13 protein-coding genes are annotated in these 14687 nt (G+C 66.0%); 7 read left to right on the top strand and 6 right to left on the bottom strand.

Annotation, left to right across the window (positions count from 1 at the left end; all coding sequences use genetic code 11):
* Nucleotides 1-612 carry a hypothetical protein gene (locus ABWW33_RS13720; protein ID WP_176653763.1) on the top strand — a complete coding sequence of 204 codons (612 nt, stop codon included), beginning with the start codon at nt 1-3 and terminating at the stop codon, nt 610-612.
* A gap of 15 nt (nt 613-627) precedes the next feature.
* On the opposite strand, the gene ABWW33_RS13715 is transcribed toward ABWW33_RS13720, so the two are convergent.
* From ABWW33_RS13715 to ABWW33_RS13690, 6 genes are all read right to left on the bottom strand, one after another.
* Nucleotides 628-4050 (bottom strand): response regulator, encoded by a 3423-nt coding sequence (locus ABWW33_RS13715; RefSeq protein ID WP_353402188.1) that lies wholly within the window; start codon nt 4048-4050, stop codon nt 628-630.
* Nucleotides 4051-4129: 79 nt separating this feature from the next.
* Nucleotides 4130-4495, bottom strand: coding sequence for a hypothetical protein (locus tag ABWW33_RS13710; protein WP_176654071.1), 366 nt, complete (start codon nt 4493-4495; stop codon nt 4130-4132).
* A gap of 119 nt (nt 4496-4614) precedes the next feature.
* On the bottom strand, nt 4615-4752 hold the full coding sequence (locus ABWW33_RS13705) for a hypothetical protein (protein ID WP_176653761.1): 138 nt from the start codon (nt 4750-4752) through the stop codon (nt 4615-4617).
* Between the two features lie 138 nt (nt 4753-4890).
* Nucleotides 4891-5043, bottom strand: coding sequence for a hypothetical protein (locus ABWW33_RS13700; protein WP_176653760.1), 153 nt, complete (start codon nt 5041-5043; stop codon nt 4891-4893).
* Between the two features lie 120 nt (nt 5044-5163).
* Entirely contained in the window at nt 5164-5904 is a 741-nt protein-coding gene (locus tag ABWW33_RS13695; protein WP_353402186.1) for an SIMPL domain-containing protein, read from the bottom strand.
* A 58-nt stretch (nt 5905-5962) separates the two neighbouring features.
* Nucleotides 5963-6475 (bottom strand): hypothetical protein, encoded by a 513-nt coding sequence (locus ABWW33_RS13690; protein ID WP_353402184.1) that lies wholly within the window; start codon nt 6473-6475, stop codon nt 5963-5965.
* A 112-nt stretch (nt 6476-6587) separates the two neighbouring features.
* Here ABWW33_RS13690 and ABWW33_RS13685 point away from each other — a divergent pair, with 112 nt between their 5' ends.
* From ABWW33_RS13685 to ABWW33_RS13660, 6 genes are all read left to right on the top strand, one after another.
* On the top strand, nt 6588-7139 hold the full coding sequence (locus ABWW33_RS13685) for a UPF0149 family protein (protein WP_353402182.1): 552 nt from the start codon (nt 6588-6590) through the stop codon (nt 7137-7139).
* Nucleotide 7140: 1 nt separating this feature from the next.
* Nucleotides 7141-8016 (top strand): helix-turn-helix domain-containing protein, encoded by an 876-nt coding sequence (locus ABWW33_RS13680; protein WP_353402180.1) that lies wholly within the window; start codon nt 7141-7143, stop codon nt 8014-8016.
* 186 nt (nt 8017-8202) lie between these two features.
* Nucleotides 8203-8685, top strand: a complete 483-nt coding sequence (locus ABWW33_RS13675; RefSeq protein ID WP_353402178.1) for an EF-hand domain-containing protein — start codon at nt 8203-8205, stop codon at nt 8683-8685.
* Between the two features lie 132 nt (nt 8686-8817).
* Entirely contained in the window at nt 8818-9987 is a 1170-nt protein-coding gene (locus ABWW33_RS13670; protein WP_353402176.1) for an efflux RND transporter periplasmic adaptor subunit, read from the top strand.
* A gap of 1 nt (nt 9988) precedes the next feature.
* Nucleotides 9989-13204: an efflux RND transporter permease subunit gene (locus tag ABWW33_RS13665; RefSeq protein WP_176653754.1), complete on the top strand. Its 3216-nt coding sequence runs from the start codon at nt 9989-9991 to the stop codon at nt 13202-13204.
* The gene (locus ABWW33_RS13660) at nt 13201-14682 is read left to right on the top strand and encodes an efflux transporter outer membrane subunit (protein WP_353402174.1); all 1482 of its coding nucleotides are present in this window, start codon (nt 13201-13203) and stop codon (nt 14680-14682) included. Before ABWW33_RS13665 ends, ABWW33_RS13660 begins: the two co-directional genes overlap by 4 nt.
* Nucleotides 14683-14687: the final 5 nt, after the last annotated feature.

The raw sequence follows: 14687 nt of genomic DNA, 5'->3' as shown, positions 1-14687 counted from the left end.
ATGCCAGCTTTCCGCATCGCCGTTGACGATGTCGTGGTCGCCACCATCAGCACGGACGGCCATGACATCATCGCCATCCGGGTCGCCGGGCAGCGTCACTGGGAAATGCCCGCCATGTTGAGTGCGGACGGCGGAAAATATCCGAAGGATGCGCCGTCCACGCACTTGATCTGGATACCGGAACAAGCGCTGCGGATGGGCCAGCGGGTCGACATCGATATGCTGGCGGACGGGGTCACCGCTCCGCCGGGCAGGACGATTGCAGAACTGTACCCGGACGAGCCGGAGGTGGACAAGGATTACGACTTCACGCTCACCGATGAGAAGCTCGCAGAACTTGCCAAGCTCGAAGTGCTTCATCCGCGGCATGCGTTCGAGTTTCGCGGATCGGATGGCGCCTGCCTGTCTGCACGGACGCAACTGGGAGACGACGGTTACAGCCTCACCGTACTGTGGGACTGGGCACGTCCAGCTCAGGCGCGCCTGATGTTAGGCAGCTCCAACCTGGCCGACGCCCGGGCGGGCATCGAGAGACAATACCACGCCAGGGAAAACCTGGCTGTCGGCGCCAGCATATCGCTGCTGGTCAAGGACGCCGGTCCGCCGCATTAACCCGGCATCTGGCCACTAGGCTGCGGCCGGGTCCATCCGGCGCAGCTGCTGCTCGACGTCGTGCATCGCGATGGGGCAGGCGTCCAGCACCAGCGCCAACTGATCCCACGCGGTGGCGTTGGCGCCCTGCTTCAGCGCGCGCTCGGCCAGCCCTGCCAGGCCGGCCAGGCGATCGGCGCCGACGGTGCCGGCCAGGCCTTTGAGCGTATGCAGCGCCTGCAGGCAGCCTTCCACATCGGCGTCGGCGGACGAGGCTTGCAGCAAGGTCACCAGCTTGGCCGCTTCCACCGCAAAACTGCGCAGGGCAATCAGGTAGACCGATTGCAGCCCGCCCATCCGCTTCAGCGCTGCGGCGCTGTTGAGGCCGGCCTCGGGCAGCGCCGCCGCGCCATTGCCGGCGTCGCCGCCGTCCGTCGCGGGCGCAGCCGCCGCGCCGGTGCCAAGCACATGCCGGCGTATCACCTCGATCAACTGCGCCAGATCGAACGGCTTGCCGATGTGATCGGCCATGCCGGCGTCCAGCGCGGCCACGCGGTCCGCCGCCATGGCGTTGGCCGTCATCGCGACGATGGGCGGCGCATCCGCGCCCAGCAGTTGCTGGATCGCATAGGTGGCTTCGTAGCCATCCATCTCCGGCATCTGGATGTCCATCAGTATCAGGTCCGGCAGCTGGCGTGAGCCAGAGACGGCGTCGATCGCCATCTGGCCGGAACTGGCCACCTCCACTCGCGCGCCGTCGTTGCCCAGCAGTTCGCTCGCCACCTGCTGGTTGGCCGGATTGTCGTCCACCAGCAACAGCCGCAAGCCCTCCAGCCGGCGCATCGACGGCACCGCCACCGCCGCCAGCGGCGTGCGCTTTTCCATGCGCGCGTCGGCCACCGCGTCGAACAGCATCGACGCCGTCACCGGCTTGACCACGAAGCCATCGAGCACCGGCTCCATTTCCGCGTAGCGCTGCGCCAGCAGCTCGCGGTCGTGCGCGGTGACCATGACGATCAGCGGCATCTTGCCGGCCGGCGCCAGCTTGCGGATCTGGCAGCTGGTCTCCCAGCCGTCCAGCCCCGGCATGCGCCAGTCGATGAAGACGATGTCGTACGCCTGCTGCCGCTCCAGCACGGCCCCGACGGCGGCCAGCGCCTCGTAGCCGCCCTCGGCGATATCGACCTCCCAGCCGAACGAGGCGGCCATCTCGCCGAGCACGGTACGGGCGATCGGATTGTCGTCCACCACCAGGCATTTCAGGCCGCGCATCGATTCCATCGACGGCATGCCTGCCGCAAATTCAGCCAGCGGCGCCTCCGGCTGCTCCGCCGCCACGCCGAACTCGACGACGAAATCAAACAGGCTGCCCTGCCCCGGTTCGCTGGTCACGCGCAACGTGCCGCCCATCAACTGCACCAGGCGCTGGCTGATCGCCAGTCCCAGGCCGGTGCCGCCGTAGCGGCGCGCGGTCGACGCCTCGGCCTGCGAGAAACCGTCGAAGATGCGCTGGCACTGCTCGTCCGAAATGCCGATGCCGGTGTCGCGGATCGCAAACGCGACCGACATCGCGCTCTCGCTGCGCGACAGCAGTTGCGCCGACAGCACGACCTCGCCCTGCTCCGTGAACTTGATGGCGTTGCCCGCCAGGTTGAGCAGGATCTGCTGCAGCCGCAGCGCATCGCCGATCACCAGCGCCGGCAGGGCCGGGTCGATGCGGAACAGCACTTCGATATTCTTGGTGCCGACGTTGGCCGACAGGATCACCGCCAGGTCGCGCCACAGCTTGTCGAGCCGGAACGGATGCGGGTCCAGCGCCAGCTTGCCCGCCTCCACCTTGGAGAAATCGAGGATGTCGTTGAGCAGCCCCAGCAAGGCACTGGCCGCCGAATGCGCCTTGGCCGCGTAATCCTGCTGGCGTTCGCTCATCTCGGTCTGCTGCAGCAGTTGCAGCATGCCCAGCACCGCGTTCATCGGCGAGCGGATTTCATGGCTCATGTTGGCGACGAATTCCGACTTGGCGCGCCCTGCCTTGTCGGCCTCGTCCTTGGCCAGCTGCAGCGCGGCGTGCGCGGAGCGCGACTCGGTATGGTCGGTGCTGCTGCCGACCCAGCCCAGTATCCTGCCGCGCTCGTCCTTGCGTGGCAAGGCGCGGTTGTCGAACACCCGCCAGCTGCCGTCTTGGCGGCGCAGGCGGCAATCGACGCGGAATTCGTCGCCGGCCGCGGCGGCGCGGCGCCACTCGGCTTGCAGCGCCGCGCGGTCGTCCGGATGCAGCACCGGCGCCCAGTCGCCCGCCGCGAGCAGCTGCGCGGCGGGAACGCCGCTGAAGCGTTCCCAATGGTGGCTCATGAAGTCGATGCGCAGTTCCGGCGTCACGGTCCAGACCATCTGCGGCAAGCCCTCGGTCAGCGAGCGCCAGCGCGATTCGGACTCCGTCAGCTGGGCCAGCGAGCCTTGCAGCGCACGGTCGGTTTCGATCAGTTGCAGCAGCGATTGGTATTGCTTCCTCAGCGCATACCACACGCCCACCAGCAGCGCGGCCGCGAACGCCACCAGCAAGCCAAGGAAGATGATCGAGTTGCGCACCTCCTTGCGCCATGGCGCCAGGAAGTCCTCGCTGGCCAGGGCCACGGCCACGAAGATCGGATAGCCGCCGACCCGCTCCACGCTGGCGGTGCGCTCCATGCCGTCGCGCGGGCTGACAGTGTTATAAGTGGCGCTGTTGCGCTTGCCGTCGAGGATGGCCTGGGTCGGCGCCGTGACCTGGACGGCGGTGCCGATTTCCACCTCCTTGATCATGGGGTAGCGGTGGATCACGCGCCGCCGGTCGTCCAGCAGTACAATCGAGCCGTGCTGGCCGACGTTGAGCGACGAGAACAATTCGGTCAGGCGCGAGCTGTTCATGTTGACGTAGGCCGTGCCGCCGAAACTGCCGTCCGGCAGCGCCAGCGGATACACCAGCGGCAGCACCCACTCGCCGCTGATGCGCGACTTGACCGGCACGCCGATGATCAGGTCATGTTCGGTCCGGGCGCGCTGGAAAAATTCGCGCACGCTCATGTCCTGCGGATGAGCCAGGTCGATTTCTTCGCCGTAGATCACGCGGCCGGCGGCGTCGGAGCCGCGCACGGAGCGCGCGTTGGGGATGCGCTCCCGCAGCGAGCGCAGGAAGGCGCTGAACTGGGCGTCGTCGAAGCGCCCGTCGCGGTGCATGGCGGTGAATTCCTTGCCGGCGCGGCGCATGGCCAGGTCGACTTCCTCGAAATGCGAGTGCAGGAAGTTTTCCAGCGTGATGGCGAGATTGTGGGAGGTTTCGGCAGCGTTGTCGTAGTAGCGCTGCTGGCTTTGCTGCAGCACATGGGCCACGAACAGCGACACCACCAGCAGCACAGCGGCGACCGCCGCCGCCAGCATGCCGAACAGTTTCCTGAACTTCCGCAAAGTTTCGAATTTCATGGCGTTTGGCGCGCTCTCATTGCTGTTTTATAACTCTACATTACAGCAAAAAAAACCCGCCGTGTACGCCACTAGCGTCTTACAAGCCTTGACTGGCGATATCGGCCAACGATTCCCTGCCCTTGTCGCTGATATCGAAGCCGCCCTCGGCGCGCGGCACGATGTGGGATTTCTTGCCGAGGAACATGGCGACATCGGCATCGATGGCGCTGGCCGGGTCGGCCTCGATGGCGCGCAGGCCCAGCACGCAGCGGCGCAGGAACAGCGTCTGCTCGCCCTTGTCGGTGAGCGAAATGCGGCCGTTCTTGGCGATGGTGAACAGTTTCAGGCCGGCCAGGCGCTTGGTGTTGCGTCCGACGCAGGCGCTGACGCGCTCGCCCTTGATGCCGCGCTTGACTTCATCGAGTGCGTTGTATTCGTCCTGCGTTAATTTCTCATTCTTCATTGCTATTTTTTCCATAAGAGGCTGCTGCGGCCCTCATGGTACGCGCCCGGCCGGGGGACGGCAAGAAAATGCGCCCCCGCAGCCAGAAACGATAACAATGCGCGAGAAATAAAGTGCGTTCAGAACGCTCGGATCGCCAGCCAGATCAGGCCGATGGAGGCAAACGCCGCTACACAAATCAAGGCTTGTACACGCTTGGTGCTCAGGGCAACGCTGCGACGGCCGAGGTAGATTTTGTTGTGTAATGAATTGCCCATGATGCTCTCCGTGAACGAAAAACCGATGACATGACTAAATTATAGAAACTCTTTCTTGACGCTGGTGTGACGAAGAACACAAACATGAAAATATGTATCCCTTGAGCAACAACCATCACACTTTCTCACTTGGCAAGATCAAGTCTTGATCGGCGGCTGTTTCGGCGTCGGCTCTTCGATCGGCGCCTGGTCGGGCAGCGGCATGTTGTCCGGCGGCGGATCTTTTTCCGGCTGCGGCGGCGGCATGTCGGGTTCGGGCGTGGTGTGGGCACGGATATCGGTAGCGGCCATGGCTGTTCTCCTTGAGTTGGCAGTCAAGTGACAGATCGGGCGCAAAGCGGAATAAACAAGCGGCCGATGCGGCGCCTGCGTGCGGCAGCGCACGCAGGCTGTCGCATGGCGTCGTCTGGCTTATTTGATGCGGAAAATCACGTCCACCGTTTGCGACCAGCGCAGCGACTGGATCGACAGGAAGTCCTTCTCCGCCGACGAGGCGTTGGTGCCGCGACGGGCGTTGTAGAAGTCGGTCGGCATCAGGCCTACGGCATTGGTCAGGTTGCGCAATTGACCGGACGAGATCGCCGTCACCGCGCCCACCTTCTTGCCAAAGCCGGCAGCCATGCCTTCGGCGCGACGTTGCGCGTCCTTGATCGCTTCGGTCGTCAGTTCCTGCTCGACCTTGACGCGGTCGGACTTGCCGAAGGTGGTTGCCAGGCGGTCGATGTTGGGCTTGCCCAGCAAGCCCTGCATGACGGCGCGCCATTTGCCCAGGTCGCGCACGACGATGTGGACGGCGCTGCGGATTTCGTACTCGGGCGCGGCGTTCGGATCGGCGTTGGCGGCGGCCTTGCGCATTTCCTTGCGCATGTCGCGAAAGCCCGCCTCGGCCACGCTGTCGCCACCCTGCGTATTGCCCTGCTCGGCCAGCAGCGCCTGGATTTCCGCCACCCTCGCCTGCACCAGGGCCACGGCGGCATTGCTGTCCGGGTCGAAGGCGCTGACATCGAAGTCGATCTCGCCCATGTCGGGCATGACGAACACAAAGCCTTCTCCGCCGGTGTGGATGAACGGATAATCGGGCAGGTTGGACGCCTGTACGGCCAACGGCAGCAACGGCAACAACACAGCGGCAAGAGCGATTTTCTTCAGCATCTATCTTCCTTGGTAAGCGAGATGCTGGAGTATCCGGTATTTTTTACAAATTAACAACTTACTTGGCCTTGTTGATTTCGCTCAGCAGCACGAACGCTTCGTGATGAATGGCCGGCTCGGCCGCCTTGAACTCCTGGCTGGCCTTGACGTAGGCCGGCTTCTTCAGCTCCAGCTTTTCCGCCGGCGTCGGCTTCGGATCTTCCGGATAGAGGCGCGGCGGGCCATTGTAGGTCTGCATCAGCACTTTCTGGCCGTAGCTGGACTGGTAGTAGCGGGTCATCTCGGCTGCCGTCTCGGTGCTGAGCAGACGCGCCACCGGCAGCGCCAGGCGGCTGTAGATTTCTTCGGCGGGCAGCTTGACCACCTTGGCCATCACGATTTCGCGCTGCGCCGGGCTCGGGTACTTGCTCATGCCGGCCGTGGTGCGCAGCATTTTTTCCGCCTGCATGGCTGCCAGCATGTCGTGCGCGGCCTTTACTTGGGCGGCGTCCGGCGCGGCAGTCGGGGCGGCGGCGGCCCAAGCCGCGCTCATCAACAAACTGGCTGCGGCCAGCATTTTTATGGTTGTCATGTCTGCTCCTTGAATGATCGTATTGAATGGTGCCTTACCGCATCATATTGCTAAACTCGCAAACATGCCCACACGAGTAGAATGACGGCTTTCCACGCACGAGAACACCATCATGTCCAGCACGCCCCTCAACGACGACGAATACGATGACCTGGACGACCTGCTGGCCGCGCTCGGGCCGCAGGCGATGGACGTTTCGAAGCTGGAAGGATTCCTGACCGCGATCGTCATCGGCCCGCGCCAGCCGCCGCGGGAGCAGTGGCTGCCGCTGGTATGGGGCGCCGATCCGGCCGGCCAGACCGACGCGGCCACCAGCCTGGTACTGCGGCACTACCAATACATGGTCGAGTGGATGGCCAAGGATCCGGGCAGTTTCGAACCGATCTACGAATGCGGCGGCACCTGGAGCGCCGACGCGTGGTGCGAGGGTTTCCTGGCCGGCGTGCAGCTGGATGCGGAAAGCTGGGCCCCGCTGCGGGCCAGCCAGCCGGCCTTGCTGGCGCCGTTCCAGCGCGATGACGCCAACCGCGCCGCGAAGATCGCGCCGGCGGTGATCCAGATCCACGCCTTCTGGCACAAGCCCCTGCCCAAGGCGGCCAAGGTCGGCCGCAACGATCCCTGCCCTTGCGGCAGCGGCAAGAAGGCCAAGAAGTGCTGCGGTTGACATGAACCGGCACTCAGACCCGGCGACGCCGAAATTGGATATTTGGTCCGTCAAATCCCGTCAATTCGGCTTTTCACGCCTGCGTTCCACCGACGAAAACGTCGGCAGACTGCCGCTACCCGACGCTGCAACCGACTACCTGCTGTCGATCAACCTGGCATACCTGCATCCTTATACAACCACGGCGGACGGCATCGATCGGATGCATGATCCTATCGATGAGGGCAAGATCTGCCTGATCCCTGGCGATCGCAACGTCAGCCTGAGGGTTGACCAACCGTTTGATCTGCTGCGCTTTTACAAGACCCGCAACGGGGAGGAACAACCCGTCCTGGAACCTCTGTGCGGCCACACGGATTCCATCGCCTTGAATCTGATGAAGTGCCTGCTGGAAGCTGTCGACCGGCCCAAGTCGGTGACGCCCGCCTTCGTTCATCATCTGGGACTGACGCTCGATTCGCATCTGGCAAGCTGGTACGCCACGGCGCCGCGGGCGGCGCGCGAGTACCGCGGCACCCTGGCCGGCTGGCAGGTCAACCTGGCCAAGGAGATGCTGGCCGCCAGCGTGGGGAAAGACGTGCTTGTCAGCGACATCGCCGAACGCTGTGGCTTGTCCACCAATTATTTTTCCACCGCGTTCAAGAACGCGACCGGAAAGTCGCCGCTCAACTGGCAACTGGAACTGCGCATAGAGCGCGCGCGCAACCTGTTGGTCGACACCGCTGATACGCTGCTGGCCATTTCGGACGCCTGCGGGTTCGCCGACCAATCGCACTTTACGAGAATATTCGCAAGGGTGGTTGGCCTGCCACCGGGAAAATGGCGATTGCAGCAGCGCAGCGGGGTTAGCCCGGCGGCTTATCGCCAGCAAAATTGAACCGATAATTTCGCCGACGCCCTGCATTCCGTGAAGGACCAATCTTTACCCAAGCACCGTTCCAAAACCGGTGCTTCGTTCAATACTTTGTGGCCGGCCGCTGCCTAGAATTCCTAAGTTCAACACCTGGGATGGGAGGATTCGATCCTGCAAACCCTGGTGAACTTACGCTAACAAGGAGCACGCATGCACAACATCTCATCCAACATCGCCCCCTCGTCCCCGCTGCCGGCATCGGTCGGCATCCCCAAGGCCGCGGCGGCCGACGACGACAAGGGCAAGCTGGTGCCGGCATCGTTCGCCCAGATCTACCGGGCGACGGTGGCGGCGGCGGTCGATACCAACGGCGACCAGGTCATCTCGGCCGACGAATACCGCACGCAAATCAGCGCCGCCGGCGGCGGCTCCAGCCAGGCGGCGCTGCAATTTCAGCAGCTCGACACCAACGCCGACGGCAGCGTCTCCGTCGGCGAGCTGGCGGGCGCGATCCACGATCCGCTGGGCGACGACTATTCCGCCGTCATCCAGCAAGTGATCCAGGAAATCCAGCGGGGACTGGGAACCGCGCCGCCCGCCGGCGATGTGCTCAACGCGCAAGGCCAGGTGCGCGACAGCCATCAGGTGATGCGGTATGTGGCCGCGAACTTCCCGGGCAACATCGGCTACTGAGCCCTCCTCCGAACGGTTCACTTCCTCCCAAGAGGATAGGAGCATCCCCCTCCAAAAAGAAAATCCTGACTGCCCGGCCATGCTAACTTATAAAACATGTACGAACGTATTTTATTAAAAGGAGAGCAAGTCATGGATCGTCATCAAAAATTGGCCACGGCCGGGGTGGTCGCCATCGCCGCCATCATCGGCGGAGCGATGCTGGTGTACGGCGCCCCGGCGCAAGGTGGCGCCGCCGGTGCGCCGCCGCCGGCAGCGGAGATCGAGGCGGCCCAGGCGGTCGGCAGCACCATCACCGATTACCAGGGCTATTCGGGCCGGCTGGAGGCGATCGACAAGGTGGAGATCCGGCCGCTGGTGGGAGGCGCCATCGTCGCCGTGCATTTCAAGGACGGCGCGCTGGTGAAAAAAGGCGAGCCGCTGTTCGACATCGATCCCCGCCCCTACCAGGCGGAAGTCAACCGCGCCGCCGCGCAAGTGGCGCTGGCCAAGGCCAACGAGCGCTACACCAGCACCGATGCCGGCCGCGCGCAGAATCTGCTGGGCGACAACGCCATCGCCAAACGCGACTACGACCAGACGCAAAACGCCGCCAGTGCGGCGACGGCCAGCCTGCAGGCGGCCCAGGCGGCGCTGGACGCTGCCCGCATCAACCTGATGTACGCGCACATCGTGGCGCCGGTGTCCGGCCGCATGTCGCGCGCCGAGCTGACCGTCGGCAATGTGGTCTCGGCCGGCCCCGGCGCCCCGCTGCTCGGGACCGTGGTCTCGCTGTCGCCGGTCTACGCCGCGTTCGAGGTCGACGAGCAAACCTACCTGCGCTACCTGAGCCACAGCGGCAAGGCCGTGGTGCCGGTGGCGCTGGGCCTGGCCGATGAAAGCGGCTACTCGCGCAACGGCAGCGTCGACTCGATCGACAACCGCCTGGACCAGCGCTCCGGCACCATCCGCGTGCGCGCCCGCTTCGACAACGCGGACGGCGTGCTGTTGCCCGGCCTGTACGCCCGCATCAAGGTCGGCGGCGGCGCCCCGCATGCGGCGGTGCTGGTCGACGACGCCGCCATCGGCACCGACCAGGAAAAGAAATTCGTCATGGTGGTCGACGCCGCCAGCCGCGCGCAATACCGCGAGATCGAGCCGGGACCGCTGTACAACGGCCAGCGCATCGTCACGCGCGGCTTGAAGCCGGGCGAGCGCATCGTCGTCAACGGCCTGCAGCGGGTGCGCCCGAACGACCTGGTCAAGGTGAAGGCGGTGCCGATGCCCGGTGCCGGCAAAGCTGACACGCGCACGGGAACCTGACATGAACATCTCCAAATTTTTCATCGACCGGCCGATCTTTGCCGGCGTGCTGTCGATGCTGATACTGCTGGGCGGTGTGATCTCGATGTTCAAGCTGCCGATTTCCGAATACCCGGAAATCATTCCGCCGCAAGTGCTGGTACACGCGCAGTTCCCCGGCACCAATCCGAAAGTCATCGCCGAGACGGTATCGGCGCCGCTGGAAGAATCGATCAACGGCGTCGAGAAAATGCTGTACATGCAGTCGCAGGCCAACAGCGACGGCAACACCACCACCACCGTCACCTTCCAGCTGGGCACCGATCCCGACCTGGCCCAGCAACTGGTGCAGAACCGCGTGTCGCAGGCGCTGCCGCGCCTGCCCGAAGATGTGCAGCGGCTCGGCGTGACGACCGTCAAGTCGTCCGCCACCCTGACGCTGGTGGTGCACGTGGTCTCGCCCAACGGCCGCTACGACATGCAGTACCTGCGCAACTACGCGCTGCTGAACCTGCGCGACCGCCTGGCCCGCGTCAAGGGCATCGGCGAGGTCACACTCAAGGGCTCGGGCGACTATTCGATGCGGGTCTGGCTCGATCCGCAAAAAACCGCCCAGCGCGGACTGACCGCCAGCGACGTGGTGCGCGCGATCCGAGAACAGAACGTGCAGGTCTCGGCCGGCATCATCGGCGCCTCGCCGTCGGGCCCCGACGTGCCGCTGCAGCTCGATGTCAACGCCAAGGGACGCCTGACCACCGAGGAAGAGTTCCAGTCCATCGTGCTCAAGGCGTCAAGCGACGGCAGCGTCACCTATCTGCGCGACGTGGCGCGGGTGCAGCTGGGCGCGGCCGACTACGGCCAGCGCGCGCTGATCGACAACCAGCAGGCGGTGGCGATGTGGATCTTCCAGCAGCCCGGCGCCAACTCGCTGCAGATCGCCGAGGACGTGCGCAAGGTAATGGCCGAAGCCGCGACCGAGATGCCGGCCGGCGTCGAGTACCAGATCGTCTACGACCCGACCCGCTTCGTCAAGTCCAGCATCGAGGCGGTGGTGCACACGCTGCTCGAGGCCATCGCGCTGGTGGTGTTGGTGGTGATCGTCTTCCTGCAGAACTGGCGCGCCGCCATCATTCCGCTGCTGGCGGTGCCGGTATCGATCGTCGGCACGTTCACGCTGATGCTGGGCTTTGGGTTCTCGATCAACGCGCTGTCGCTGTTCGGCATGGTGCTGGCGATCGGCATCGTCGTCGACGACGCCATCGTGGTGGTGGAAAACGTCGAGCGCAACATCGCTTCGGGGCTGTCGCCGCGCGAGGCCACCTACCAGGCCATGCGCGAGGTGAGCGGGCCGATCGTCGCCATCGCGCTGACGCTGGTGGCGGTGTTCGTGCCGCTGGCCTTCATGTCGGGGCTGACCGGCCAGTTCTACAAGCAGTTCGCCATGACGATCGCCATTTCGACGGTGATCTCGGCCTTCAACTCGCTGACCCTGTCGCCGGCGTTGGCGGCGCTGCTGCTGCGCGGCCATGAGACGCCGCCGGACTGGCTCACGCGCTCCATCGACCGCGTATTCGGCGGCTTCTTCCAGCGCTTCAACAACGTGTTCCAGCGCGGCTCGGCTTTCTACGGCAAGGGCGTGGCCGGCATGGTGGGCCGCAAGGGTGCGATGATGCTGCTGTACGTGGTGCTGCTGGCCGGCGCGGTGATGATCAACAAGGCGGTACCGGGCGGCTTCGTGCCGCTGCAGGACAAGGAATACATCATCACCATCGCCCAGCTGCCCAACGGGGCGTCGCTGGACCGCACCGAGGCGATCGTGCGGCAGATGGGCGAGATCGCGCTGAAGGAGCCCGGCGTCGAGGCGGCGGTGCAGCACCCCGGACTGTCGGTCAACGGCTTCACCAGCTCGTCGAGCGCGGCGATCATGTTCGTCACGCTCAAAAGCTTCGACGAACGCCGGCGCAGCGGCCTGACGGCGCAAAAGATCGCCGACTCGCTCGGCGCCAAGTACGGCGCCATCAAGGGCTCGTATATCGGCGTGTTCCCGCCGCCGCCGGTGCTGGGACTGGGCACGCTGGGCGGCTTCAAGCTGCAACTGGAGGATCGCGGCGCGCTGGGCTACACGGCGCTCAACGACGCCACCAACGCCTTCATCGCCGCCGCGTCCAAGGCGCCGGAGCTGGGGCCGCTGTTCTCCACCTACCAGATCAACGTGCCGCAGGTGGACGTGCAGTTCGACCGCGTCAAGGCCAAGCAGCTGGGGGTGAAGATCACCGACGTGTTCGACACCATGCAGATCTACCTCGGTTCGGCCTACGTCAATGACTTCAACCGCTTCGGCCGGGTCTACCAGGTGCGCATCCAGGCCGATGCGCCGTTCCGCGCCTACGCCGAGGACATCGGCACGCTCAAGACCCGCAACGCCGACGGCGAGATGGTGCCGCTGTCGTCGCTGCTGACGGTGACGCCCACCTACGGGCCGGAGATGGTGGTGCGCTACAACGGCTACACGGCGGCCGACATCAACGGCGCCGCCGCGCCGGGCTACTCGTCCGACCAGGCGCAGGCGGCGATCGAACGGATCGCCGCGCAAACGCTGCCGCGCGGGATCAAGATGGAATGGACCGACCTGGCCTACCAGCAAAAACTGGCCGGCAACGCCGCGCTGCTGGTTTTCCCGATCAGCGTGCTGCTGGTGTTCCTGGTGCTGGCCGCGCAGTACGAGAGCCTGACGCTGCCGCTGGCCATCATCCTGATCGTCCCGGTCAGCATCCTGGCCGCGCTGGCGGGTGTCTGGATCGCTGACGGCGACAACAACATCTTCACCCAGATCGGCCTGATGGTGCTGGTCGGCCTGTCGGCCAAGAACGCCATCCTGATCGTCGAATTCGCGCGCGAACTGGAAATGCAGGGCCGCACCATCGTCGAGGCGGCGATCGAGGCCAGCCGCATGCGGCTGCGCCCCATCCTGATGACATCGATCGCCTTCATCATGGGCGTGCTGCCGATGGTGGTGTCGTCCGGCGCCGGCTCGGAAATGCGCCGGGCCATCGGCGTCGCGGTGTTTTCCGGCATGCTGGGGGTGACCCTGTTCGGACTGCTGCTGGTGCCGGTGTTCTACGTCCTGCTGCGCAAGCTGGCGGGCGGCCAGCGCCTGATCGACAAGCACGGACACAATCCGCATATCCACAGCCTGGAAGAAGGCATCGCACCGGCATACACCAAGGAGACGCCATGACATCGCCCGCCACAGCCCGCGCATTGGGCGCTTGCGCCGCCCTGCTGCTGGGCGCCTGCTCGGCGCCGCAGTTCCGCCAGCCGGAGCTGGCCGCGCCGGACGCCTACAAGGAGGCCGCGCACCGGGAGTCGGCGCCGGCGCTCACGCTGCCCGACGGCTCGCGCTGGGAAGCGTCACAGCCGGCAGCCAGCCAGCCCGACGGCGCCTGGTGGCGCGTGTTCAACGACGCTCAGCTCGACAGGCTGATCGCCGAGGCCACCGCCGCCAACCAGAACCTGGCCGGCGCCGCCGCCCGTCTGCGCCAGGCGCGCGCGATCGCCGGCATCGCCGAGGCGCAGCGGATGCCGCAACTCGACGCCGGCATCGGCGCGCAGCGGGTGCGGCAGTCGCCGCTGGAGCTGGGACTGCCGGCCGGCTCGCCGGTGGCCCCGGCCAGCATTTACCAGGCCAGGCTGACGGCCAGCTACGAGGCCGACCTGTTCGGCCGCGTGTCGTCCAGCGTGGCTGCCGCCCGCGGCGACGCCGCCGCCAGCGCCGCCATCTACCGCGCGGTGCTGCTGTCGCTGCAGGCCGACGTGGCGCAGACCTGGTTCCGGCTGCGCGAAACGGATGCCGAACTGGCGGCGCTGGCGGAGGCGGTCGGCCTGCGCGAGAAGAGCCTTGCCGTCAACCAGCGGCGCTACGACCTGGGCGACATCGGCGAATTCGACCTGGTGCGCGCCCGCACCGAACTGTCGACCGCGCGCGCCGAGGCGATCGGCCTGCAGCAGCAGCGCGCCGTCAACGAGCATGCGCTGGCGGTGCTGCTGGGCAGACCGGCCGGCGGCTACTCGGTGCCGGTGCAGCCGCTGGGCGTCGCCGCGCCGCCGGTGGTGCCGCCCGGCCTGCCGTCGTCGCTGCTGCAGCGGCGGCCGGACCTGGCGGCCGCGCAGCGGCAGATGGAGGCGGCCAACGCCCGCATCGGCGTGGCGCGCGCGGCGCGCTTCCCGGCGCTGCTGCTGAACGCCGGCGGCGGCGGCGAGGCCGCCACCTTCGCCGACGTGTTCAAGTGGAGCAGCCGTTCGTGGCTGGCCGGCGCCGCGCTGTCCATGCCGCTGATCGACGGCGGCCGCAACCGCAGCAATATCGCGCGCAGCGAGGCGGCGCTGGAGGAAGCCGTGGCGGCGTTCCGCCAGCAGGTGCTGGCCGCCTACGCCGACGTCGAAGACAACCTGGCGGGCCTGCGCATCCTGGGCGCCCAGTCGCAGCAGATCGGCGAGGCGCTGGTGTCGGCCCGGCGTTCGGCCGAGTTGGCGCAAAAGCTGTACGGCGCCGGCCGTTCCAGCTACCTCGACCTGCTCGACGCCCAGCGCAACCTGACCACCGTGCAGCGCCAGGCGGCGCAGCTTAACGGCAGCCGCGCCGTCGCCACCGTGGCGCTGATACGCGCGCTGGGCGGCGGTTGGCAGGACGCCCCCGCCGCGCTCGCGGCCAACTGAAAGGA

It is taken from the genome of Duganella hordei (assembly GCF_040369125.1).
GTDB classification, from domain to species: Bacteria; Pseudomonadota; Gammaproteobacteria; order Burkholderiales; family Burkholderiaceae_D; genus Rugamonas; species Rugamonas hordei.
This window is presented reverse-complemented; position numbering and strand designations above follow the sequence as displayed.